Annotated in this window: 19 protein-coding genes, 1 tRNA gene, 3 rRNA genes and 1 riboswitch; of the genes, 12 read left to right on the forward strand and 11 right to left on the reverse strand. The window is 54.2% G+C overall.

Annotated features, from left to right (window positions below):
- Nucleotides 1–234 precede the first annotated feature (234 nt).
- From metA to A8O29_RS21275, 5 genes are all read right to left on the reverse strand, one after another.
- Nucleotides 235–1,164, reverse strand: coding sequence for a homoserine O-acetyltransferase MetA (metA, locus tag A8O29_RS21255; protein ID WP_110511080.1), 930 nt, complete (start codon nucleotides 1,162–1,164; stop codon nucleotides 235–237).
- Between the two features lie 266 nt (nucleotides 1,165–1,430).
- Nucleotides 1,431–1,545, reverse strand: a 5S ribosomal RNA gene (gene rrf / locus A8O29_RS21260).
- Nucleotides 1,546–1,641: 96 nt separating this feature from the next.
- A 23S ribosomal RNA gene (locus A8O29_RS21265) occupies nucleotides 1,642–4,537 on the reverse strand.
- 233 nt (nucleotides 4,538–4,770) lie between these two features.
- Nucleotides 4,771–4,845: transfer RNA gene (locus A8O29_RS21270), tRNA-Glu, on the reverse strand.
- 85 nt (nucleotides 4,846–4,930) lie between these two features.
- Nucleotides 4,931–6,472, reverse strand: a 16S ribosomal RNA gene (locus A8O29_RS21275).
- The 16S, 23S and 5S rRNA genes sit together here with 1 tRNA gene alongside, the layout of an rRNA operon.
- A gap of 564 nt (nucleotides 6,473–7,036) precedes the next feature.
- Between A8O29_RS21275 and purH the strand changes: the two genes are divergently transcribed.
- Both purH and purD read left to right on the forward strand, forming a co-directional pair.
- Nucleotides 7,037–8,626, forward strand: a complete 1,590-nt coding sequence (gene purH, locus A8O29_RS21280) for a bifunctional phosphoribosylaminoimidazolecarboxamide formyltransferase/IMP cyclohydrolase (RefSeq protein WP_125355513.1) — start codon at nucleotides 7,037–7,039, stop codon at nucleotides 8,624–8,626.
- A gap of 15 nt (nucleotides 8,627–8,641) precedes the next feature.
- Nucleotides 8,642–9,934 carry a phosphoribosylamine--glycine ligase gene (gene purD, locus A8O29_RS21285; protein WP_125355511.1) on the forward strand — a complete coding sequence of 431 codons (1,293 nt, stop codon included), beginning with the start codon at nucleotides 8,642–8,644 and terminating at the stop codon, nucleotides 9,932–9,934.
- 43 nt (nucleotides 9,935–9,977) lie between these two features.
- On the opposite strand, the gene A8O29_RS21290 is transcribed toward purD, so the two are convergent.
- From A8O29_RS21290 to nudC, 6 genes are all read right to left on the reverse strand, one after another.
- Entirely contained in the window at nucleotides 9,978–10,670 is a 693-nt protein-coding gene (locus tag A8O29_RS21290) for a DUF1481 domain-containing protein (protein ID WP_125355509.1), read from the reverse strand.
- Nucleotides 10,671–10,682: 12 nt separating this feature from the next.
- Nucleotides 10,683–10,955, reverse strand: coding sequence for a nucleoid-associated protein HU-alpha (hupA, locus tag A8O29_RS21295; RefSeq protein ID WP_006816568.1), 273 nt, complete (start codon nucleotides 10,953–10,955; stop codon nucleotides 10,683–10,685).
- 186 nt (nucleotides 10,956–11,141) lie between these two features.
- The gene (locus A8O29_RS21300; protein WP_125355507.1) at nucleotides 11,142–11,732 is read right to left on the reverse strand and encodes a YjaG family protein; all 591 of its coding nucleotides are present in this window, start codon (nucleotides 11,730–11,732) and stop codon (nucleotides 11,142–11,144) included.
- Nucleotides 11,733–11,774: 42 nt separating this feature from the next.
- Entirely contained in the window at nucleotides 11,775–12,446 is a 672-nt protein-coding gene (gene nfi / locus A8O29_RS21305; protein WP_125355505.1) for a deoxyribonuclease V, read from the reverse strand.
- Between the two features lie 9 nt (nucleotides 12,447–12,455).
- Complete coding sequence (hemE, locus tag A8O29_RS21310) at nucleotides 12,456–13,520, reverse strand: uroporphyrinogen decarboxylase (RefSeq protein ID WP_110512504.1); 1,065 nt, start codon at nucleotides 13,518–13,520, stop codon at nucleotides 12,456–12,458.
- A gap of 39 nt (nucleotides 13,521–13,559) precedes the next feature.
- The gene (gene nudC / locus A8O29_RS21315) at nucleotides 13,560–14,333 is read right to left on the reverse strand and encodes an NAD(+) diphosphatase (protein WP_125355503.1); all 774 of its coding nucleotides are present in this window, start codon (nucleotides 14,331–14,333) and stop codon (nucleotides 13,560–13,562) included.
- 96 nt (nucleotides 14,334–14,429) lie between these two features.
- On the opposite strand from nudC, the gene rsd reads away from it, so the two are divergent.
- From rsd to A8O29_RS21365, 10 genes are all read left to right on the forward strand, one after another.
- Nucleotides 14,430–14,933, forward strand: coding sequence for a sigma D regulator (gene rsd, locus A8O29_RS21320; RefSeq protein WP_125355501.1), 504 nt, complete (start codon nucleotides 14,430–14,432; stop codon nucleotides 14,931–14,933).
- A gap of 52 nt (nucleotides 14,934–14,985) precedes the next feature.
- A riboswitch (TPP riboswitch) is annotated at nucleotides 14,986–15,086 on the forward strand.
- 80 nt (nucleotides 15,087–15,166) lie between these two features.
- Nucleotides 15,167–17,062 (forward strand): phosphomethylpyrimidine synthase ThiC, encoded by a 1,896-nt coding sequence (thiC, locus tag A8O29_RS21325; RefSeq protein ID WP_125355499.1) that lies wholly within the window; start codon nucleotides 15,167–15,169, stop codon nucleotides 17,060–17,062.
- Nucleotides 17,062–17,682, forward strand: a complete 621-nt coding sequence (gene thiE, locus A8O29_RS21330; protein ID WP_125355497.1) for a thiamine phosphate synthase — start codon at nucleotides 17,062–17,064, stop codon at nucleotides 17,680–17,682. Before thiC ends, thiE begins: the two co-directional genes overlap by 1 nt.
- A gap of 7 nt (nucleotides 17,683–17,689) precedes the next feature.
- Nucleotides 17,690–18,445, forward strand: a complete 756-nt coding sequence (locus tag A8O29_RS21335) for a HesA/MoeB/ThiF family protein (RefSeq protein WP_125355495.1) — start codon at nucleotides 17,690–17,692, stop codon at nucleotides 18,443–18,445.
- Complete coding sequence (gene thiS, locus A8O29_RS21340; protein ID WP_125355493.1) at nucleotides 18,429–18,629, forward strand: sulfur carrier protein ThiS; 201 nt, start codon at nucleotides 18,429–18,431, stop codon at nucleotides 18,627–18,629. The genes A8O29_RS21335 and thiS overlap by 17 nt, the downstream gene beginning before the upstream one ends.
- A gap of 1 nt (nucleotide 18,630) precedes the next feature.
- Nucleotides 18,631–19,398, forward strand: coding sequence for a thiazole synthase (thiG, locus tag A8O29_RS21345; RefSeq protein WP_125355491.1), 768 nt, complete (start codon nucleotides 18,631–18,633; stop codon nucleotides 19,396–19,398).
- Nucleotides 19,398–20,525, forward strand: coding sequence for a 2-iminoacetate synthase ThiH (thiH, locus tag A8O29_RS21350; protein ID WP_125355489.1), 1,128 nt, complete (start codon nucleotides 19,398–19,400; stop codon nucleotides 20,523–20,525). The genes thiG and thiH overlap by 1 nt, the downstream gene beginning before the upstream one ends.
- A gap of 271 nt (nucleotides 20,526–20,796) precedes the next feature.
- On the forward strand, nucleotides 20,797–22,338 hold the full coding sequence (locus A8O29_RS21355) for a sensor domain-containing diguanylate cyclase (protein ID WP_125355487.1): 1,542 nt from the start codon (nucleotides 20,797–20,799) through the stop codon (nucleotides 22,336–22,338).
- Nucleotides 22,339–22,517: 179 nt separating this feature from the next.
- Nucleotides 22,518–22,823, forward strand: a complete 306-nt coding sequence (locus A8O29_RS21360) for a PTS sugar transporter subunit IIB (RefSeq protein ID WP_110512494.1) — start codon at nucleotides 22,518–22,520, stop codon at nucleotides 22,821–22,823.
- Nucleotides 22,824–22,826: 3 nt separating this feature from the next.
- The gene (locus A8O29_RS21365) at nucleotides 22,827–23,144 is read left to right on the forward strand and encodes a PTS lactose/cellobiose transporter subunit IIA (RefSeq protein WP_110512493.1); all 318 of its coding nucleotides are present in this window, start codon (nucleotides 22,827–22,829) and stop codon (nucleotides 23,142–23,144) included.
- Nucleotides 23,145–23,184: the final 40 nt, after the last annotated feature.

The following is a 23,184-nucleotide window of genomic DNA, read 5'->3' on the forward strand; positions in this document are numbered from 1 at the left end:
TCCCAAAACCAACAATGATCGTTGTCTGGTTTTCGTTCAGTTCAATTAAGCCTACGCAATAATTAATCAAAATCAAAAACAATTTCCATTTTTAAATGGAATGTAATTTAACATGCTGATAATTATCATATTAAAGTTTATTCGTCATTTGGTTTTGTTTTCGGAAATAAAAAAGGCACCCGTAGGTGCCTGATCTGGTGTGCTGAATCGCTTTACGATCTCATAAACGGGAGATTACTCCAGCGTCGGATTCATATGACGCAGATCGTATGGTGTTATCTGGTAGACGTAATAGTTCAGCCAGTTGATGAACAACAGGTTGCCGTGGCTACGCCAGGTCGCTCGCGGTTTATTTTGTGGATCGTTTTTAGGAAAGTAGTTGTACGGTACGTCCGGGGAAAGCCCGGCTTCCTCGTCACGGAAAAACTCACCGGCAAGGGTGTGTGCATCGTATTCCGGATGTCCGGTGACGAAAGCAATCCGCTTGTCTTTGCTGGCAAACAGGTAAGCGTCTCCGTCTTCCGTTTCCGCCAATATTTCGAGGTCTGTGTAATCACGGATCAACGCCGCAGGGAAATCGGCGTAGCGGGAATGCGGGGCCAGGAACGAGTCATCAAAACCCCGAGTCAGCAAGGCATGCGGGTGCAGAATGTGATGTTCATATACGCCAGAGAGCTTATCAGAGCGGGTTTGTTTGGGAATGCCATACAAAATATTCAGTGCGGCCTGAACGGCCCAACAGACGAACAGCGTTGAAGTAACGTGATCTTTTGCCCACTCGAGTACCTGTTTTATCTGCGGCCAGTAGGCGACATCGTTGAATTCGACCAGACCCAGCGGGGCGCCAGTGACAATCAGACCATCGTAATTGTCATCACAAATGTCTTCGAAATTGCAGTAGAAATTATTGAGGTGCTCGACCGGTGTATTACGGGATTCACGTGCATCAATGCGTAGCAGCTGGACATCTACCTGTAGCGGTGAGTTCGACAGCAGACGAAGAAACTGGTTTTCCGTCTCGATCTTTTTCGGCATCAGATTAAGGATCAGCACCTTCAGCGGGCGAATTTCCTGGTTGGTGGCACGCGATGCCGTCATCACAAAGACGTTCTCATCACGCAAGAAATTGACGGCCGGTAGCTCGTCCAGCACCCGAATCGGCATAACCTTATTACCTCACAGCATACGTTTACACGTTTAGACATCCAGATAGCTGAAGATAACCAGGAATAAGTGAAATGTCGAGTCCGCATGTGAAAGGTGAGAAAGTTTCATGGCTGCTACGGCCCGTAGGATCGGCCGTTGAAGGAAGAATAGGCAATAAAATGATGGGTTTTGTGCCAGAAAGGCTTGTGGATAACGCTGTGGACAGGCTGCGCATAAACGCAAAAAACCCCGGCCTTTCGGTCGGGGTTTCTTACTTGTTTGATGCCTGGCAGTTCCCTACTCTCGCATGGGAGACCCCACACTACCATCGGCGCTACGGCGTTTCACTTCTGAGTTCGGCATGGGGTCAGGTGGGACCACCGCGCTGTTGCCGCCAGGCAAATTCTGTTTACCAACACACCCTTCAGGGTCTGTCAGTTAATCTGTTTCAAGCTGAATATCGTGTCTCTCACGCCAAAACATCTTCGGCGTTGTAAGGTTAAGCCTCACGGTTCATTAGTACTGGTTAGCTCAACGTATCGCTACGCTTACACACCCAGCCTATCAACGTCGTAGTCTTCAACGTTCCTTCAGGACTCTCAAGGAGTCAGGAGAACTCATCTCGGGGCAAGTTTCGTGCTTAGATGCTTTCAGCACTTATCTTTTCCGCATTTAGCTACCGGGCAATGCCATTGGCATGACAACCCGAACACCAGTGATGCGTCCACTCCGGTCCTCTCGTACTAGGAGCAGCCCCCTCAATTCTCCAGCGCCCACGGCAGATAGGGACCGAACTGTCTCACGACGTTCTAAACCCAGCTCGCGTACCACTTTAAATGGCGAACAGCCATACCCTTGGGACCTACTTCAGCCCCAGGATGTGATGAGCCGACATCGAGGTGCCAAACACCGCCGTCGATATGAACTCTTGGGCGGTATCAGCCTGTTATCCCCGGAGTACCTTTTATCCGTTGAGCGATGGCCCTTCCATTCAGAACCACCGGATCACTATGACCTGCTTTCGCACCTGCTCGAGCCGTCACTCTCGCAGTCAAGCTAGCTTATGCCATTGCACTAACCTCCTGATGTCCGACCAGGATTAGCTAACCTTCGTGCTCCTCCGTTACTCTTTGGGAGGAGACCGCCCCAGTCAAACTACCCACCAGACACTGTCCGCAACCCGGATTACGGGTCTACGTTAGAACATCAAACATTAAAGGGTGGTATTTCAAGGTTGGCTCCACAAGAACTGGCGTCCTCGCTTCAAAGCCTCCCACCTATCCTACACATCAAGGCTCAATGTTCAGTGTCAAGCTATAGTAAAGGTTCACGGGGTCTTTCCGTCTTGCCGCGGGTACACTGCATCTTCACAGCGAGTTCAATTTCACTGAGTCTCGGGTGGAGACAGCCTGGCCATCATTACGCCATTCGTGCAGGTCGGAACTTACCCGACAAGGAATTTCGCTACCTTAGGACCGTTATAGTTACGGCCGCCGTTTACCGGGGCTTCGATCAAGAGCTTCTCCCTAAGGATAACCCCATCAATTAACCTTCCGGCACCGGGCAGGCGTCACACCGTATACGTCCACTTTCGTGTTTGCACAGTGCTGTGTTTTTAATAAACAGTTGCAGCCAGCTGGTATCTTCGACTGATTTCAGCTCCATCCGCAGGGACTTCACCTACACATCAGCGTGCCTTCTCCCGAAGTTACGGCACCATTTTGCCTAGTTCCTTCACCCGAGTTCTCTCAAGCGCCTTGGTATTCTCTACCTGACCACCTGTGTCGGTTTGGGGTACGATTTCGTGTTACCTGATGCTTAGAGGCTTTTCCTGGAAGCAGGGCATCTGTTACTTCAGTACCGTAGTACCTCGTCATCACACCTCAGCGTTAGATAAGAGTCCGGATTTACCTAAACTCTCCGCCTACATGCTTAAACCGGGACAACCGTCGCCCGGATAACATAGCCTTCTCCGTCCCCCTTCGCAGTAACACCAAGTACAGGAATATTAACCTGTTTCCCATCGACTACGCCTTTCGGCCTCGCCTTAGGGGTCGACTCACCCTGCCCCGATTAACGTTGGACAGGAACCCTTGGTCTTCCGGCGAGCGGGCTTTTCACCCGCTTTATCGTTACTTATGTCAGCATTCGCACTTCTGATACCTCCAGCTACCCTCACAGGCCACCTTCAACGGCTTACAGAACGCTCCCCTACCCAACAACACATAGTGTCGCTGCCGCAGCTTCGGTGCATAGTTTAGCCCCGTTACATCTTCCGCGCAGGCCGACTCGACCAGTGAGCTATTACGCTTTCTTTAAATGATGGCTGCTTCTAAGCCAACATCCTGGCTGTCTGAGCCTTCCCACATCGTTTCCCACTTAACTATGACTTTGGGACCTTAGCTGGCGGTCTGGGTTGTTTCCCTCTTCACGACGGACGTTAGCACCCGCCGTGTGTCTCCCGTGATAACATTCTTCGGTATTCGTAGTTTGCATCGGGTTGGTAAGTCGGGATGACCCCTAGCCGAAACAGTGCTCTACCCCGAAGATGAGTTCACGAGGCGCTACCTAAATAGCTTTCGGGGAGAACCAGCTATCTCCCGGTTTGATTGGCCTTTCACCCCAGCCACAAGTCATCCGCTAATTTTTCAACATTAGTCGGTTCGGTCCTCCAGTTAGTGTTACCCAACCTTCAACCTGCCCATGGCTAGATCACCGGGTTTCGGGTCTATACCCTGCAACTTAACGCCCAGTTAAGACTCGGTTTCCCTTCGGCTCCCTATTCGGTTAACCTTGCTACAGAATATAAGTCGCTGACCCATTATACAAAAGGTACGCAGTCACCTAACAAGTAGGCTCCCACTGCTTGTACGTACACGGTTTCAGGTTCTTTTTCACTCCCCTCGCCGGGGTTCTTTTCGCCTTTCCCTCACGGTACTGGTTCACTATCGGTCAGTCAGGAGTATTTAGCCTTGGAGGATGGTCCCCCATATTCAGACAGGATACCACGTGTCCCGCCCTACTCTTCGAGTTCACAACGCGTGCATTTTCATGTACGGGGCTATCACCCTGTATCGCCGGACTTTCCAGACCGTTCCATTAACACGCGCGCTGATTCAGACTCTGGGCTCCTCCCCGTTCGCTCGCCGCTACTGGGGAATCTCGGTTGATTTCTTTTCCTCGGGGTACTTAGATGTTTCAGTTCCCCGGTTCGCCTCATTAAGCTATGTATTCACTTAATGATAGTGTGTCGAAACACACTGGGTTTCCCCATTCGGGTATCGCCGGGTCAAAGGTTCATATCACCTCGCCGACGCTTATCGCAGATTAGCACGCCCTTCATCGCCTCTGACTGCCAGGGCATCCACCGTGTACGCTTAGTCGCTTAACCTCACAACCCGAAGATGTTTCTTTCGATTCATCATCGACTTGCAATAATTTGAGAGACTCGAACACACCGTATTTTCCTTTCTTATTACGGAGAAAGGAAACAGTGTGTCGTTTCAATTTTCAGCTTGATCCAGATTTTTAAAGAGCAAATATCTCAAACATGACTCACCGCTTACGCAGTAAAATCAGTTTTGAGATAGGGAGGCCGGCGACTTTCACTCACAAACCAGCAAGTGGCGTCCCCTAGGGGATTCGAACCCCTGTTACCGCCGTGAAAGGGCGGTGTCCTGGCCTCTAGACGAAGGGGACACTGAAGTCTCAATCGCAAGACGCCTTGCTTCTCTACATCTATCAGACAATCTGTGTGGACACTACAAAGGCAGGTTCTTTAAGGTAAGGAGGTGATCCAACCGCAGGTTCCCCTACGGTTACCTTGTTACGACTTCACCCCAGTCATGAATCACAAAGTGGTAAGCGCCCTCCCGAAGGTTAAGCTACCTACTTCTTTTGCAACCCACTCCCATGGTGTGACGGGCGGTGTGTACAAGGCCCGGGAACGTATTCACCGTAGCATTCTGATCTACGATTACTAGCGATTCCGACTTCATGGAGTCGAGTTGCAGACTCCAATCCGGACTACGACGCACTTTATGAGGTCCGCTTGCTCTCGCGAGGTCGCTTCTCTTTGTATGCGCCATTGTAGCACGTGTGTAGCCCTACTCGTAAGGGCCATGATGACTTGACGTCATCCCCACCTTCCTCCAGTTTATCACTGGCAGTCTCCTTTGAGTTCCCGGCCGAACCGCTGGCAACAAAGGATAAGGGTTGCGCTCGTTGCGGGACTTAACCCAACATTTCACAACACGAGCTGACGACAGCCATGCAGCACCTGTCTCAGAGTTCCCGAAGGCACCAAAGCATCTCTGCTAAGTTCTCTGGATGTCAAGAGTAGGTAAGGTTCTTCGCGTTGCATCGAATTAAACCACATGCTCCACCGCTTGTGCGGGCCCCCGTCAATTCATTTGAGTTTTAACCTTGCGGCCGTACTCCCCAGGCGGTCGACTTAACGCGTTAGCTCCGGAAGCCACGCCTCAAGGGCACAACCTCCAAGTCGACATCGTTTACGGCGTGGACTACCAGGGTATCTAATCCTGTTTGCTCCCCACGCTTTCGCACCTGAGCGTCAGTCTTTGTCCAGGGGGCCGCCTTCGCCACCGGTATTCCTCCAGATCTCTACGCATTTCACCGCTACACCTGGAATTCTACCCCCCTCTACAAGACTCTAGCCTGCCAGTTTCGAATGCAGTTCCCAGGTTGAGCCCGGGGATTTCACATCCGACTTGACAGACCGCCTGCGTGCGCTTTACGCCCAGTAATTCCGATTAACGCTTGCACCCTCCGTATTACCGCGGCTGCTGGCACGGAGTTAGCCGGTGCTTCTTCTGCGAGTAACGTCAATCGTTGCGGTTATTAACCACAACGCCTTCCTCCTCGCTGAAAGTACTTTACAACCCGAAGGCCTTCTTCATACACGCGGCATGGCTGCATCAGGCTTGCGCCCATTGTGCAATATTCCCCACTGCTGCCTCCCGTAGGAGTCTGGACCGTGTCTCAGTTCCAGTGTGGCTGGTCATCCTCTCAGACCAGCTAGGGATCGTCGCCTAGGTGAGCCATTACCCCACCTACTAGCTAATCCCATCTGGGCACATCCGATGGCAAGAGGCCCGAAGGTCCCCCTCTTTGGTCCGAAGACGTTATGCGGTATTAGCTACCGTTTCCAGTAGTTATCCCCCTCCATCGGGCAGTTTCCCAGACATTACTCACCCGTCCGCCGCTCGTCACCCAGAGAGCAAGCTCTCCTGTGTTACCGCTCGACTTGCATGTGTTAGGCCTGCCGCCAGCGTTCAATCTGAGCCATGATCAAACTCTTCAATTTAAGTTTGATGCTCATGAATTAAACTTCGTAATGAATTACGTATGTTCACTCATAAGACTTGGTATTCTATTTAGCGTCTTTCGACGTTTAAGAATCCATGTCACTTTGAGTGCCCACACAGATTGTCTGATAAATTGTTAAAGAGCAGTAAGTTACGCGCTTTCGCTTGCTAACTCGAGGTGGCGTATATTACGCTTTCCTCTTTCAGAGTCAACCCTTAATTTCAGGATTTTTAACTCTCATCGCCGCCGGTACACTGTGAAGTTGTTCACATGTTCCGTGTCGATGGAGGCGCATTATAGGGAGTTCTGATGGCACCGCAATACCTAAATGACAGAAAAATGACTGACTGCTGCATTCCACAGCAAAACCCCGCCTTATACCCTTTTACACACAGACTTATCCACAAACGTGAGAAAACCCAAAAAATCACGAGCGATGCGCAAACGTTTTCGTTACAATGCCCGCGCTAAAACAAGGATGCCCCGTGAGGGGCGTTAGCTGAGTTTTTCGGTAAAAATTCAGCTAACGCTCTCTGTAATCGTCAAATCCAGGGGATTTACCATGCAACAACGTCGTCCAGTCCGCCGCGCTTTACTCAGCGTTTCTGATAAAGCCGGTATCGTCGAATTCGCACAGGCACTTTCCGCACGCGGTGTGGAGCTGCTGTCTACTGGCGGTACCGCTCGCCTGTTAGCAGAAGAAGGCTTGCCGGTTACCGAAGTTTCCGATTACACCGGTTTCCCTGAAATGATGGACGGACGCGTTAAGACGCTGCACCCGAAAGTACACGGTGGGATCCTCGGCCGCCGTGGTCAGGATGATGCCATTATGGAAACACACGGGATCGCGCCGATCGATATGGTTGTCGTTAACCTTTACCCGTTCGCCCAGACCGTCGCCCGCGAAGGCTGCTCCCTGGAAGATGCGGTCGAGAATATCGATATTGGTGGCCCGACGATGGTTCGCTCCGCCGCCAAGAACCATAAAGATGTGGCAATCGTAGTAAAGAGCAGCGACTACGCTTCTATTATTAGTGAGATGGATGCTCAAGAAGGATCCCTCTCTCTCGAAACTCGTTTCGATCTCGCCATTAAAGCCTTCGAGCACACCGCAGCCTACGACAGCATGATTGCCAACTACTTCGGCAGCCTGGTCCCGGCCTATCACGGTGAAACCAAACAACCCGCCGGTCGCTTCCCACGTACCCTGAACCTGAACTTCATTAAGAAGCAGGATATGCGCTACGGTGAAAACAGCCACCAGCAAGCAGCCTTCTATATAGAAGAAGAAATAAAGGAAGCGTCTGTCGCCACCGCACAACAGGTACAGGGCAAAGCGCTCTCGTATAACAACATTGCCGATACCGATGCCGCCCTGGAATGTGTGAAGGAATTCAGCGAACCGGCCTGCGTGATCGTCAAGCACGCCAACCCATGTGGTGTGGCGGTTAGCGGCTCCATTCTGGATGCCTACGATCGCGCCTACAAAACCGACCCGACCTCAGCATTCGGCGGCATTATTGCCTTTAACCGCGAACTGGATGCCGAAACGGCACAAGCCATCATCTCCCGCCAGTTCGTGGAAGTGATCATTGCCCCATCTGCATCTGAAGAAGCACTGAAAATCACCGCGGCGAAACAGAATGTCCGCGTGCTGACCTGCGGTCAGTGGGATACCCGCCTTGCCGGTCTCGATTTCAAACGTGTTAACGGCGGCCTTCTGGTTCAGGACCGCGATTTGGGGATGGTGACTGCCGGTGAACTGCGCGTGGTCAGCCAACGCCAGCCGAGCGAGCAGGAACTGCGTGACGCGCTGTTCTGCTGGAAGGTGGCTAAGTTCGTAAAATCCAACGCCATCGTTTATGCGAAAGAGAACATGACCATTGGTATAGGTGCCGGTCAGATGAGCCGCGTGTACTCCGCGAAGATTGCCGGGATTAAAGCGGCCGACGAAGGCCTGGAAGTCAAAGGCTCCGCGATGGCGTCCGATGCCTTCTTCCCGTTCCGCGATGGTATTGATGCCGCGGCATCCGTGGGCGTGACCTGCGTTATCCAGCCTGGCGGTTCCATTCGTGATGAAGAAGTCATTGCTGCGGCTGATGAACACGGCATTGCGATGATCTTCACTGACATGCGCCACTTCCGCCATTAATTCCCGGAGCAGACGATGAAAGTTTTAGTGATTGGTAACGGCGGGCGCGAGCACGCGCTGGCGTGGAAAGCGGCACAGTCGCCGCTGGTTGAAACCGTATTCGTAGCACCTGGCAATGCGGGCACCGCACTTGAGCCGACGCTGCAAAACGTGGCGATTAGCGCCACGGATATTCCTGCGCTGCTGGACTTCGCCCTGAGTGAACAGATTGGCCTGACTATCGTTGGTCCGGAAACGCCGCTGGTGCTGGGCGTGGTTGATGCGTTCCGCAATGCGGGCCTGACCATTTTCGGCCCAATGCAAGCTGCGGCCCAGTTGGAAGGCTCCAAAGCATTCACCAAAGATTTCCTGGCGCGCCATAAGATCCCCACGGCTGAATACCAGAATTTTACTGAGATTGAACCTGCGCTGGTTTATCTGCGCGAGAAAGGCGCGCCGATCGTCATCAAAGCCGACGGCCTGGCCGCGGGTAAAGGCGTTATTGTTGCAATGACGCAGGAAGAAGCCGAAGCTGCGGTCCATGACATGCTGGCAGGCAATGCGTTTGGCGATGCGGGTCACCGGATCGTCATCGAAGAGTTCCTCGATGGTGAAGAAGCCAGCTTTATCGTGATGGTTGATGGCGAGAATGTTCTGCCAATGGCTACCAGCCAGGATCATAAACGCGTAGGCGATGGTGATACCGGACCCAATACCGGCGGCATGGGCGCGTATTCCCCGGCGCCAGTGGTGACCGACGACGTTCATCAGCGCACCATGGATCGCGTTATCTGGCCAACCGTGCGCGGCATGGCGGCGGAAGGCAACATCTATACCGGTTTCCTGTATGCCGGGCTGATGATTGATAAAGAAGGCAATCCAAAGGTTATCGAATTCAACTGCCGTTTCGGCGACCCGGAAACACAGCCTATTATGCTGCGCCTGCAGTCTGATCTGGTTGAACTGTGCCTCGCGGCCTGTGCGGGCAAATTGGATGAGAAAACCTCCCGCTGGGATCCACGCGCTTCGCTGGGAGTGGTGATGGCCGCGGGCGGATATCCTGGCAACTATCGCAACGGCGACGAAATCCACGGTCTGCCGCTGGAAGAAGTTGAAGGCGGGAAAGTGTTCCAGGCGGGAACCCAGCTTTCGAATGACGATCGCGTGCTGACCAACGGCGGTCGTGTCCTTTGCGTCACGGCGCTGGGTGAAACCGTCGCTGACGCGCAAAAACGTGCGCACCAGTTAATGCAGGATATTCACTGGGAAGGCTGCTTCAGCCGGAAAGATATTGGATACCGCGCGATTGCGCGTGAGCAAGGCAAGTAATTCAGATCATTCGCCCTTTCCCGCGTGGAGAGGGCAACTCTTCTTAGAAACTCTTTTCCTTCGGTTGCCAGGTGCAGAAATCTTCATTTGCCACCAGCAACAGCTGCGAACCTTCCGGCGCTTCTAACCACGCCACGCTCACTTCCACCGAGGAATGACTCTGACGTCGTTCGATGTGGCTTATTGCCAGCGCTTCTAAATCAGGCTTTATCGTCTGCCCTTCGCAGGTCGTCACGGTGTGATTTGCATGCCAGCGTCCCTGACGCAGTACCACCCGGCCCTGACGCAGCGCATCGCTGGTCTGGCGGATTTGCTGCGCCTGGTAGCGATACAACGCTATCTGGTCGTTTGAAAGCTGCTGCTTCTGCCCGTCGACTTCACGCTGCATAAAGCTCAGGTCGCCGTGGTCATCAAAACGCACGCGAATGTGTTCCGGCGGCTTACCGTAGATATTCAGTTCAATCAGAGAGAGCGTATCGCCCTGCCAGCGGTATTCGCTGGTTGAGGTGTTCCCACTGCGCCACGGACTGAATGTCGCGAGCATATGGGTTTCATTGTCGGAATCTTTACGCCAGATGCGCACTGCGCCCTGGTTGTCTGCATAACCGCTGGCTGTAAATGGCGGCAGAGACGAATTGTGACTGCAGGCAGACAGCAGCAACGCGCCAGCCAGCGTCAGCGAGCGACGCCAGATGGACAAAAGGGGCGAAACCGCCCCTTCGTTTAAACTGTTCACCGGCACGCGGTCTTACTTAACTGCGTCTTTCAGTGCTTTACCAGAAACAAATGCCGGCACGTTAGCTGCGGCAATTTTGATTTCTTTACCGGTCTGCGGGTTGCGGCCAGTACGCTCAGCGCGGTGGTTCACTTTGAAGGTACCGAAACCAACCAGTTGTACAGCATCACCTTCTTTCAGAGACTCAGTAATTGCAGCCAGAGTAGATTCCAGGGCAGATTTTGCCTGTGCTTTTGACAGGTCAGCCTTGTCCGCAATTACATCAATCAGTTGAGTCTTGTTCATATGTTATCCTTACAATGTGTTTATCGCTTGCTAAGCATCGAGTGCGACGGAAATGCCAAAAAAGCACTCTCCTGCATACACGCACCGATAGCCACTTTTTTTCGCCTTCCAAATGTAGACCAGACGGGGGGCAGATGTGAAGCCTTCAGGCACGACAATTCGGACTGAATGTCACGTTTTGTGGCTTCATTGATTAAAATTTATCCCGATATTACTCTCGCCAGCCTCACGGAGGTCTGCGCGCAGCCCTTTTATCAGTTCAAGATCGCGTTCTTCGCACTCTGCCAGAAGTCTGAAAATTTCCCACTGGATGTCCCATTCCTGCTCAACTGCTGGGTTTTCTTTCAGCTCTTCATCCGTCATTTCGCGACCGGCCTGGGTCATTTCAAGCATCGCAACGGTTGTGATAGAAGACTTGCTGACTTCAATGGCGTGCTCGAGGGTTTCACCACTCAGACGCGAGTGCACCAATTCACTCAACGCCACGCAGGCATCGATCGCCGGGTAGACGCCGTACATGTCGAAATCATCCGCAACCGGGATCGCCTCTTCCAGCTTTTCGAGTTGGCTGTCGAAGTTTACCTTGGCGTCCTTCACGGTCAGGGTTTCCCAGATAAGATCGAGAATACGACGATAAATCTGCCCATCGGTAAATTCAGTCTGCTGACAGAACATGGCGTAATTCGGATACATGCGCTCGCACAGGCAAGCCATAAAGGTCACATGCTGCCAGCTTTCCAGCTTCTCAAGGCGCAGATGAATTGGGTTTTGTAACATGATGAGCTCTCGAATGCGTTAATTAGCGGCAGTTTACCTGAATCAGGGCTGAATTGCTTGCCAACGCAGGAAGGCAGGCCGTCCGGAGGCAACCGCATCGGCCCAACGGGTAGGTTCCGGTAAACGATAGCCCTGTGTGCAGCGCTGAACCCACGCCAGAGCGCTGTCCTGGCTGACGCGATGCCCGGTGGCGATAAACAGCGGATTGCAGCGCGCTTTGCTGCGCCAGACCCAACCCAGTTGTTCTTGTTTATCCATCAGCGGTGCCAGTGCGCCCGGTTCGGCAGACAACGGTTCAAACTTACCGCACAAGCGTTTTTTCGCCACGCCGATCGTCGGCACGTCCACCAGCAAACCAAAGTGGCTGGCGACACCCAAACGCCGCGGATGGGAAATGCCGTGGCCATCGACAAACAGTAGGTCAGGTTTACGGGAAAGTTGCTCCCACGCCGCCAGCAGCGCGGGATATTCACGGAATGACAGGAAGCCGGGGATGTAAGGCATGGTGGTAGGAATACGCGCTATCTGGTATTCCACCAATTCGAGGCCCGGATAGGTTAGCAGGACGATGGCCGCGCGGGTTATCTCGCCGCCCTGCTCGAAACCGACATCGGCCCCGCCGATGAGCCTCGGAGGATCATCAGCAAAACGATCCTCGCGAATCACGGAAGACGCTAACGCCCGCTGTTGCTCTCGAAGATCTGCCAGATCCATGCTGCGCCCTTAGCGGTGATACTGCGGCGACAGGCGATGCACGGCGTCTACGAATGCACCCGCGTGTTCCGGGGGTACATCCTGATGGATACCGTGACCCAAGTTAAATACGTGGCCTTCGCCCTCGCCGAATCCAGCCAGGATGGTCGCCACTTCTTCTTCGATGCGTGCCGGCTGTGCGTACAGCATCGACGGGTCCATGTTGCCTTGCAGCGCCACTTTATGTCCCACGCGGCGACGCGCATCGGCAATATCAGTGGTCCAGTCGAGGCCCAGCGCATCGCAGCCGGTTTCCGCCATCGCTTCCAACCACTGCCCGCCGCCTTTGGTAAACAGCGTTACCGGCACGCGACGGCCTTCGTTTTCACGCAGCAGGCCATCAATAATTTTGTGCATGTAGTAGAGGGAGAACTGCTGATAATCACGCCCGGTCAGCACGCCGCCCCAGGTATCGAAAATCATCACCGATTGCGCCCCGGCTTTGATTTGCGCGTTCAGATACAGCGTGACGCTTTTCGCCAGCTTATCGAGCAGCAAATGCAGCGCCTGCGGATCGGCGTACATCATCTTCTTAATGACGGTAAACGCTTTACTGCTACCGCCTTCAATCATGTAAGTGGCCAGCGTCCACGGGCTGCCGGAGAAACCAATCAGCGGCACTTCGCCCTTCAGTTCACGGCGAATGGTACGCACCGCGTTCATCACATAGCCCAGTTCCTGTTCTGGATCCGGCACCGGCAATTTTTCGATATCAGCTTTGGTTTTCAGCGGGGAGGTAAAACGCGGGCCTTCACCGGTTTCAAAGTACAGGCCCAGCCCCATCGCATCAGGAATGGTCAGAATGTCCGAGAAGAGGATCGCCGCGTCCAGCGGGAAACGGCGCAGTGGCTGCAACGTCACTTCGCAGGCCAGCTCCGCGTTCTTGCACAGCGACATAAAATCGCCCGCTTCGGCACGCGTGGCTTTGTACTCCGGCAAATAGCGACCCGCTTGTCTCATCATCCAGACAGGGGTGATATCAACAGGCTGGCGCATCAGCGCACGCAGATAACGATCGTTCTTCAGTTCGGTCATGTTTGCAGTTCCTTTATGCGTCATGCGGGAAGTGTACCATCACTCATAGTCTGCCCGACACATCGCCACCGTATCTTCAATCAAACGACGCGCCACGGTGCCCGGCGGGGGCAGTAGCGGCAGGTTGTCATAGCGATACCAGTTGGCTTCAATCAACTCTTTTGGGTCGATAACGATATCGCCGCTGTCGTAATCAGCCATAAAGGCCGTCATCAGCGACTGCGGGAACGGCCACGGCTGGGAGGTCACATAGCGAAGATTTTTAACGCGAATGCTGCTCTCCTCCATCACTTCGCGCGCCACGGCCTGTTCGAGAGTTTCCCCAACTTCGACAAACCCAGCCAGCACCGTGTGCACGCCGTTGCGATGGCGCGTGTGCTGCGCCAGTAAAATAGAATCATCGCGGCGGATAGCCACAATAATGCACGGCGCAATTTGCGGGTAATAACGCTCGCGGCAGTGGCTGCACAGCATCGCCCATTCGGTTTTACTCGGGTGCATGGTGTGCCCGCAGTATCCGCAGAATTTATGGGAACGATAAAATTCCGTCAGCTGAACGCCACGCCCGGCAAGCTGGAACAAACCCACATCCTGATCCAGAACCTGTCTCACCGTGCCCATATCCTGGCGTCGCGCCTGCTGAATCAGCCACACGGGTTCGCCCTGCCATTCCCCGATCGACATCGCATTCAGACCGACAAGACCTAACTTCTCCGCTTCGCCATACGGCAACTCGCCGTCAGGCAGCCATAATTTCTGTTCGTGACTGACTATCCACCAGCCGCGATCTAATTTTTCAATTATACGATCCATATCTATTGCACTACCTTCGCTTCACTGGCACTTTGTTAACAGTGCTTTTACATTTTTGGGTAAGCCGGTTTTGCTCTTTCACATGCGGAGTCCATCATGCTAAACCAGTTAGAAAGCCTGACAGAGCGCGTCGGCGGCAGCCACCAACTTGTCGATCAATGGCTCCAGGTGCGTAAACAATTGCTCGTCGCCTATTACAATCTGGTTGGCATTAAGCCTGGCAAAGGATCGTATATGCGTCTGAACGAGAAAGCACTGGACGATTTTTGTCAGCGCCTGGTGGATTACCTTTCCGCCGGCCATTTCAGTATTTATGAACGCATTGTCGGCGAATTGGAAGGTGAAAACCCACTTTTGGCGGCAACAAAACTCTATCCGCAGCTCGAAGGCAACACCGAGCAAATCATGAGTCTCTACGATTCCAGTCTTGAAACCGCCATCGATGACGATAACTGCATGGAGTTTCAACAGGCGTTATCCGGACTCGGCGAAGCCCTCGCCGCCCGCTTTGGGCTGGAAGACAGCCTGATTGCGCTGGCACTGGATAACAAGCTAAACGGCAGCGCGAACGATGAAAATCAGATTGCGCGTCCGGCTTGAGTTCTTAAGCGTTAACGAGTAATTTACATTCTTCACCTCGCCGCTGGCGGGGTTTATCTTGTCGGAGTGCCCATTTGGGCTGAGACCGTTAATTCGGGATCCGCGGAACCTGATCAGGTTAGTACCTGCGAAGGGAACAAGAGTCACACATTTTTACGTCGCCTACTGGGCGCGTACTCTCTTAGTTCATCCGTCGTCTGACAAGCCATTTCCTCAATAAACTGGAATGCGCTATGTCTACTACCAAACTCTCCCGCCGCGAACAGCGTGCACACGCCCAACACTTTATCGATACGCTCGAAGGTACGGCTTTCCCCAACTCGAAACGGATTTATCTCCACGGTTCTCGCGATGATATTCGCGTGCCGATGCGTGAAATCCAGCTCAGCCCAACGCTTCTGGGCGGCGCCAAAGACAACCCTCAGTTCGAACAAAACGAAGCCGTGCCGGTGTATGACACCTCCGGCCCGTATGGCGATCCGGATATTGCGATCAACGTGCAGCAGGGCCTGGCCAAAGTACGCCAACCGTGGATTGACGCGCGCCATGACAGCGAACCGCTGGATGAACGCAGCTCAGCTTACACCAAGCAACGTCTGGCCGATGACGGTCTCGACGAACTGCGCTTCACCGGCCTGCTGACGCCGAAACGCGCCGTCGCGGGCAAATGCGTAACGCAGCTGCACTACGCCCGTCAGGGCATCGTCACCCCTGAAATGGAGTTCATCGCTATCCGCGAAAACATGGGCCGCGAGCGCATTCGCGGCGAAGTGTTACGCCACCAGCATCCGGGTGAAGGTTTTGGCGCGCGTCTGCCGGAAAATATCACCCCTGAATTTGTGCGTGATGAAGTCGCCGCCGGACGCGCCATCATTCCAGCCAACATCAATCACCCGGAATCTGAACCGATGATCATTGGCCGCAATTTCCTGGTGAAGGTTAACGCCAATATCGGCAACTCGGCGGTCACGTCGTCCATCGAAGAAGAAGTGGAAAAACTGGTGTGGTCAACGCGCTGGGGCGCAGACACGGTGATGGATTTATCTACCGGGCGCTACATCCACGAAACCCGTGAGTGGATCCTGCGTAACAGCCCGGTACCGATTGGCACAGTGCCGATTTATCAGGCGCTGGAGAAGGTGAACGGCATTGCCGAAGACCTGACATGGGAGGCGTTCCGCGACACCCTTCTCGAACAGGCGGAACAAGGGGTGGATTACTTCACCATTCACGCGGGTGTGCTGCTGCGCTATGTACCGATGACCGCCAAACGCCTGACCGGCATCGTTTCCCGCGGCGGCTCGATCATGGCGAAATGGTGTCTGTCGCACCATCAGGAAAACTTCCTGTATCAGCATTTCCGCGAGATTTGCGAAATCTGTGCCGCGTACGATGTGTCTCTTTCACTGGGCGACGGCCTGCGTCCGGGCTCCATTCAGGATGCCAACGACGAAGCACAATTTGCCGAACTGCATACCCTTGGCGAACTGACCAAAGTCGCCTGGGAATACGACGTGCAGGTGATGATTGAAGGCCCGGGCCACGTGCCGATGCAGATGATCCGCCGCAACATGACCGAAGAACTGGAACACTGCCACGAAGCGCCGTTCTACACGTTGGGGCCGTTGACCACTGATATCGCACCGGGCTATGACCATTTCACCTCCGGGATTGGCGCGGCGATGATTGGCTGGTTCGGCTGCGCGATGCTGTGCTACGTCACGCCGAAAGAGCACCTTGGCTTACCGAATAAAGACGACGTTAAACAAGGGCTTATCACCTACAAAATTGCCGCCCACGCGGCTGACCTGGCGAAGGGGCATCCGGGCGCGCAAATCCGCGATAACGCCATGTCGAAGGCGCGCTTTGAATTCCGTTGGGAAGATCAATTCAACCTGGCGCTCGATCCGTTCACCGCTCGTGCCTATCACGACGAAACCCTGCCGCAGGAATCCGGCAAGGTAGCGCACTTCTGCTCGATGTGCGGGCCGAAGTTCTGCTCAATGAAAATCTCCCAGGAAGTGCGTGACTACGCGGCGGCGCAGACCATCGAAGTGGGCATGGCGGATATGTCAGAAAACTTCCGCGCCAAAGGTGGTGAAATCTACCTGCGCAAGGAGGAAGCCTGATGATTCAGCCTGATTTCCCTGCGGTGCCGCAGCGCCTGGGCCTGTATCCGGTCGTTGATAGCGTGGAGTGGATTGCGCGTTTGCTGGACGTCGGCGTGCGCACGCTTCAGCTGCGCATCAAAGACAAAACCGATGACGAGGTAGAAGCGGACGTAATTGCCGCGATTGCGCTGGGCCATCGCTATCGTGCCCGGCTGTTTATCAACGATTACTGGCGGCTGGCGGTCAAACATCGCGCTTACGGGGTGCATCTCGGCCAGGAAGATTTGGCCGTTACCGACCTGAATGCTATCCGCGACGCTGGCCTGCGACTCGGCGTGTCGACGCATGATGATATGGAAATTGACGTAGCGCTGGCGGTAAAACCGTCGTACATCGCGCTGGGCCACGTTTTTCCGACGCAAACTAAGCAGATGCCGTCAGCCCCGCAAGGGCTGGCACAACTGGCCGGGCACATCACGCGGTTGAACGATTACCCGACGGTGGCGATTGGCGGCATTAGCCTCGAGCGCGCCCCGTCAGTGCTGGCCACCGGCGTCGGCAGTATTGCGGTTGTCAGCGCTATTACTCAGGCACCGGACTGGCAGTTGGCTACCGCGCAGCTGCTGGAAATGGCGTGAGCTGGCGATGAATGACCACCAGTTTATGCGCTACAGCCGCCAGATCCTGCTCGACGACATCGCGATTGACGGGCAGCAGAAGCTGCTCGCCAGCCGGGTGCTTATTATTGGTCTCGGCGGGCTGGGCTCTCCAGCGGCGCTGTATCTGGCCGGAGCGGGGATCGGTACGCTGGTGCTGGCCGATGACGACCACGTTCATCTCAGTAACTTGCAGCGGCAAACCCTGTTTACCTCGGCGGATATCGACCAACCTAAATCGGAGGCGACTCAACGGCGGCTTTCGCAACTCAACCCGGACATCACGCTAATCGCGCTGAATCAGCGCCTCAACGGGGAGCCACTCCGCCAGCAGGTTCAACAGGCCGATGTGGTACTCGACTGCACCGACACAATGGCGAGTCGCCAGGCGATTAACGCCGCCTGCGTCGCACACGGCACGCCGCTGATCACTGCCAGTGCCGTCGGGTTTGGCGGACAGTTGATGGTCGTTGCCCCGCCGCTGACACATGGCTGTTATCGCTGTGTATGGCCGGATGAACAGGAACCCGAACGTAACTGCCGCACCGCCGGGATTGTCGGTCCGGTTGTCGGCGTGATGGGCACGTTGCAGGCGTTAGAAGCCATCAAACTGTTGAGCGGAATGGAAACGGCGCAGGACGTTCTGCGTCTGTTCGATGCGCGTTCCGGCAACTGGCGATCGCTGACCCGAACGCGCTCAATGGATTGCCCGGTATGCGGAGACGCTGATGCACATTCTCGTTAACGATGAGCGCGTGCAATGTGAAGCCGGGCTGCACGTGGCGGCATTGCTGACAAAGCTCGACCGGGACAAACCCGGCGTTGCGCTGGCGCTCAACCAGCAGATTTTGCCACGTGCCCAATGGGCGGAACATCCGTTGCAGGAAGGCGATGCGCTCCTGCTGTTTCAGGTCATCGCCGGAGGCTGACATGTTACGAATTGCCGATAAAATCTTTGAATCACACCTGTTCACCGGCACCGGAAAATTTGCGTCGTCCGAACTGATGGTCGATGCCATTCGGGCCTCCGGCAGCCAACTGGTCACGCTGGCGATGAAGCGCGTCGACCTGCGGCAGCATAACGATGCCATTCTCCAACCGCTGCTGGATGCTGGCGTTTCACTTTTGCCAAATACGTCCGGAGCCAAAACGGCGGAAGAAGCCGTGTTTGCTGCCCGGCTGGCGCGCGAGGCGCTGGGGACGAACTGGATAAAACTCGAAATTCATCCTGATGCCCGCTGGCTGTTGCCGGATCCAATTGAAACGCTGAAGGCAGCAGAAACGCTGGTGAAAGAAGGGTTTGTGGTCCTGCCTTACTGCGGTGCCGATCCGGTCTTGTGCAAACGGCTCGAAGACGTCGGCTGCGCGGCGGTGATGCCGCTGGGCGCGCCGATTGGTTCGAATCAGGGGCTGGAAACCCGGGCGATGCTAGAAATCATCATTGCGCAGGCCACGGTTCCGGTGGTTGTGGATGCGGGGATTGGCGTGCCGAGCCATGCCGCACAGGCGCTGGAAATGGGGGCCGATGCGGTGCTGGTCAATACGGCGATTGCGGTGGCCGATTTCCCTGTTCAGATGGCCACCGCCTTCCGCTTTGCGGTAGAAGCCGGCGTGCTGGCTCGTGAGGCCGGACCGGGTGCGAAAAACCGGCAGGCTCAGGCCACCAGCCCATTGACCGGTTTTCTGGAGGCGTTGTGATGACGACCTTCACTGAACGCTGGCGGCAGCTTGACTGGGATGACATCCGGCTGAAAATTCACAGTAAAACGGCGGCGGACGTGGAGCGCGCCCTCGCTGCCCGTCAGCTCACCCGGGACCATTTTATGGCCCTGCTCTCCCCTGCGGCCGATGCGTATCTGGAACCGCTGGCCCAGCGGGCGCAGCAGCTAACCCGCCAGCGTTTTGGCAATACCGTCAGCTTCTATGTTCCGCTGTATCTGTCGAATCTGTGTGCCAACGATTGCACCTACTGCGGCTTTTCAATGAGCAACCGCATCAAGCGCAAGACGCTGGATTCGCATGAAATTAGCCGAGAATGCGAGGCAATCCGCGCGATGGGTTTTGAACATCTGTTATTGGTTACCGGCGAGCATCAGACCAAAGTGGGCATGGATTATTTTCGTCGCCATCTGCCGGATATTCGCCGTCGGTTTTCGTCAATGCAGATGGAGGTTCAGCCCCTGTCGCAGGCCGAATATGCCGAACTGAAAACGCTCGGACTCGATGGCGTGATGGTCTATCAGGAAACGTATCACGAGGCGATGTATGCGCAGCATCATCTGAAAGGCAACAAACAGGATTTCATCTGGCGACTGGAAACGCCCGATCGGTTGGGCAAAGCGGGGATTGATAAAATCGGTCTTGGGGCGCTGATTGGGCTGTCGGACAGCTGGCGCGTGGATTGCTATATGGTGGCGGAACATCTGCTTTGGCTGCAGAAGCATTACTGGCAGAGCCGTTATTCCATCTCGTTTCCCCGTTTGCGGCCGTGCGCCGGAGGCGTTGAACCTGCGTCAATAATGGATGAACGTCAGCTGGTACAAACCATTAGCGCATTTCGCCTGTTGTCGCCGGACAGTGAGCTGTCGCTGTCGACCCGTGAATCACCGGCGTTTCGCGATCGGGTGATCCCCATTGCCATCAATAACGTTAGCGCGTTTTCCAAAACGCAGCCCGGCGGCTATGCCGACAATCATCCTGAGCTGGAGCAGTTCGCGCCGCATGACGGGCGTCGGCCGGAAGAGGTCGCCCAGGCGTTAATCGCCCACGGTTTACAGCCGGTCTGGAAAGACTGGGACAGTTGGCTGGGGCGCTCCTCGCAATAATCTGACAACGCTTGTCGTGTGGTAAAGATGTTCCTGAAGCCGCCTCGCAAAGCGTTTAATTGGGTGTTGCCGGAGAATCTGGCGCACCCTACGCTGCTCAGGTCAGCATGGATTGTTGACCAGGGCGGTGGTTCCTTCCTCTCCCGCCCTGCCCTCATCACCTGATGTCGCGTATAATTCATCATATGAATGTATTACTGACGGGTCCGCCGCAATACACCTCTCACATCGTATACTTTTGCTATTCGACTAATGGAATGCGCCGCGTGATATGAAAATCCATAGCAGACAACTCTCCTTCACTCGCCCCATACTGGTTAGCTTTGCCGGACTTTTGATCGGTTTTATTTTTATCGTGGTCTCAGTGATCCTCAACCAACGCAACGATATCGTTGAGGATTATCACCAGATTAACCGTAACTTCATCCATAACCTGGCGGTGAATTACACTGCATCGATCCTTCCGGAAAATGATCACATCCTCGACAGAGCGTCCCGCTTCTATGCTCACAACGATGAACTCAACAAAGCGGTAAATCTTGACCGCGTGCACGGGCAGGAGCGGCTAATGCAGCTCCTGGTGCTGATGCCGAGAGTGTCATCTATTTCGATTGCTGACGAAGAGGGTCACTATCTTCGCGCGCCGCAGGCGCTCATTACGGGGGATAAAAGTAATTTTGATCCCAAAACCCGCCCCTGGTTTGCCCATCAGGCGGACTCCGCGACGTTCAGCCGCTACACCGAAGCCTATACGGATTTCTTCACTCACCAGCAGACGATTACGTTATATCGCCCGGTGGTGACGCCAGAAGGATTGCTGAAGGGGTCGCTGGCATTTCATCTCGATTTATCGTCGATGAGTTATACCCTGCGGAAAATGCAGTCTCCCGTCCAGGGGGAATTTTTTGTCGTGAACCGCCAGGGCCAGGCCGTTCTTCATCCGCATACCAGCGAAATTCTAAAAACGCTAATCGCGTCGTCGCTGATGAACGAAATGACCAACGGCGAAGGTGCGCTGTATGACAAAAAGAGTGATTCCTGGATTTACTATGATTCTTTTACCAACCCAGACTGGTTCGTGATTTTTAAGGTATCAGGGAAAACATTAAGTGATTTAGCGCGCCATGAAACCATTACCGTGGCATGGGGTTTTGCCCTGGCAACCATCCTGATTGTGCTGTTCGGCCTCTATCTGCGCCACGCCTCGCGTACAGTGTTAATGAACATTATCAATGCTATCAATACCGGGGATATCAAACAGGCCCCTAAACTTGAGGCCACACTCAGCAAGGCCATTATCTCGAATAAAGAGCGAGAACTGGCGTACGTACGGCAAGCCACTGTCGATGCGCTCACCGGGTGCAAAAATCGCCGGGCATTTGACTCAGAAATAGCGGCGCTTATAAACAACAACCAGCCTTTCGCGCTGGCAATGTTGGATATCGATAACTTCAAATCTATCAACGATACCTGGGGACATCTCAGCGGTGATATCGTGCTGCGCAACGTGGCGCGTGAAGGCTTACAAGTCCTACAACCGCATGAAGTTTCGCTGTATCGCTACGGCGGCGAGGAGTTTGCGGTTATTTTTGCAGAAGAAACCCTCGCCATGGCGTTTGAGCTGCTGGAAGAGTGGCGAGAAAAAGTTGCCGTTCGCACCTGGCGTGAAGCGGGTTTGCGCGTCACGTTCAGTGGCGGGCTTGGAGAGTGGAATATGGAGCCTGTTGATCAGCTGGTCATCAAGGTCGATGAAGCACTTTATAAAGCCAAGCAACAAGGTAAAAACCAGATCCTGCGCAGCAGTTCGATGTAATCCCCTTTTTTGTATCAGCCTGCTGCGGCGGGCTTTTTTGTTAGCACCCGCCAAACTGTAACCGGTTTCATTCTTTTGCGGCTATCTTTGTGATGGCTTACACACAATCACCGTAAAGCGGTTGTTGAATCCCCCGTCACGCGATAAAGATGGAGCATCAAGGACCATGAGGGCTAGTTATGAAGAACATCGTTTTATGCTGTGCAGCAGGCATGTCCACCAGCATGCTGGTTCAACGTATGAAAGACGCAGCTCAGAAGAAAGGCGTCGAAGTCACTATCAAGGCAGTCCCTGTTGCCGAATTTAAAGACAACATCGACGCAGCAGATATCGTGCTGCTGGGGCCACAGGTCAAATATGAACTGGCTAAACTCCAGGCACAGGCCGAACCGCTGGGTAAGAAAGTCGCGGTTATCGATATGATGGATTACGGCATGATGAAAGGCGATGTCGTTCTTGAGAAAGCCCTCAAGCTGATGGAGTGAGATGTGGAAGATTTAGAAACGATTATCATGGAGTTGCTGGTGAATGCCGGTGCCGCACGTAGTTCTGCATTAACCGCACTGCAACTCGCACGTAAAGGTGATTTTGCTGCAGCTGAGCAGTCAATGGTTGAGTCGCGCGAGTTTGTGAAACATGCGCATACCATTCAGACCCAGTTGATTGGCCTCGACGAAGGCACTGGCAAACTGCCGGTTAACCTGATTACCGTCCACTCTCAGGACCACCTGATGAACGCAATGGTGATTCAGGATCTGGCGGGCGATATGATTGAACTGTACCGCCGTCTGCCGCTGGTAAACTGATAATACGATTTACCTCAGACACACAAAAGGCCCGCAATGC

Origin of the sequence: Scandinavium goeteborgense, assembly GCF_003935895.2 — a bacterium.
GTDB lineage: Bacteria > Pseudomonadota > Gammaproteobacteria > Enterobacterales > Enterobacteriaceae > Scandinavium > Scandinavium goeteborgense.

Bases quoted from the DNA above. Each gene is read 5' to 3' on its own strand.
- metA (WP_110511080.1), bottom strand. From the start codon at position 1,164: ATGCCGATTCGGGTGCTGGACGAGCTACCGGCCGTCAATTTCTTGCGT.
- purH (WP_125355513.1), top strand. From the start codon at position 7,037: ATGCAACAACGTCGTCCAGTCCGCCGCGCTTTACTCAGCGTTTCTGAT.
- purD (WP_125355511.1), top strand. From the start codon at position 8,642: ATGAAAGTTTTAGTGATTGGTAACGGCGGGCGCGAGCACGCGCTGGCG.
- hupA (WP_006816568.1), bottom strand. From the start codon at position 10,955: ATGAACAAGACTCAACTGATTGATGTAATTGCGGACAAGGCTGACCTG.
- A8O29_RS21300 (WP_125355507.1), bottom strand. From the start codon at position 11,732: ATGTTACAAAACCCAATTCATCTGCGCCTTGAGAAGCTGGAAAGCTGG.
- nfi (WP_125355505.1), bottom strand. From the start codon at position 12,446: ATGGATCTGGCAGATCTTCGAGAGCAACAGCGGGCGTTAGCGTCTTCC.
- hemE (WP_110512504.1), bottom strand. From the start codon at position 13,520: ATGACCGAACTGAAGAACGATCGTTATCTGCGTGCGCTGATGCGCCAG.
- nudC (WP_125355503.1), bottom strand. From the start codon at position 14,333: ATGGATCGTATAATTGAAAAATTAGATCGCGGCTGGTGGATAGTCAGT.
- rsd (WP_125355501.1), top strand. From the start codon at position 14,430: ATGCTAAACCAGTTAGAAAGCCTGACAGAGCGCGTCGGCGGCAGCCAC.
- thiC (WP_125355499.1), top strand. From the start codon at position 15,167: ATGTCTACTACCAAACTCTCCCGCCGCGAACAGCGTGCACACGCCCAA.
- thiE (WP_125355497.1), top strand. From the start codon at position 17,062: ATGATTCAGCCTGATTTCCCTGCGGTGCCGCAGCGCCTGGGCCTGTAT.
- A8O29_RS21335 (WP_125355495.1), top strand. From the start codon at position 17,690: ATGAATGACCACCAGTTTATGCGCTACAGCCGCCAGATCCTGCTCGAC.
- thiS (WP_125355493.1), top strand. From the start codon at position 18,429: ATGCACATTCTCGTTAACGATGAGCGCGTGCAATGTGAAGCCGGGCTG.
- thiG (WP_125355491.1), top strand. From the start codon at position 18,631: ATGTTACGAATTGCCGATAAAATCTTTGAATCACACCTGTTCACCGGC.
- thiH (WP_125355489.1), top strand. From the start codon at position 19,398: ATGACGACCTTCACTGAACGCTGGCGGCAGCTTGACTGGGATGACATC.
- A8O29_RS21355 (WP_125355487.1), top strand. From the start codon at position 20,797: ATGAAAATCCATAGCAGACAACTCTCCTTCACTCGCCCCATACTGGTT.
- A8O29_RS21360 (WP_110512494.1), top strand. From the start codon at position 22,518: ATGAAGAACATCGTTTTATGCTGTGCAGCAGGCATGTCCACCAGCATG.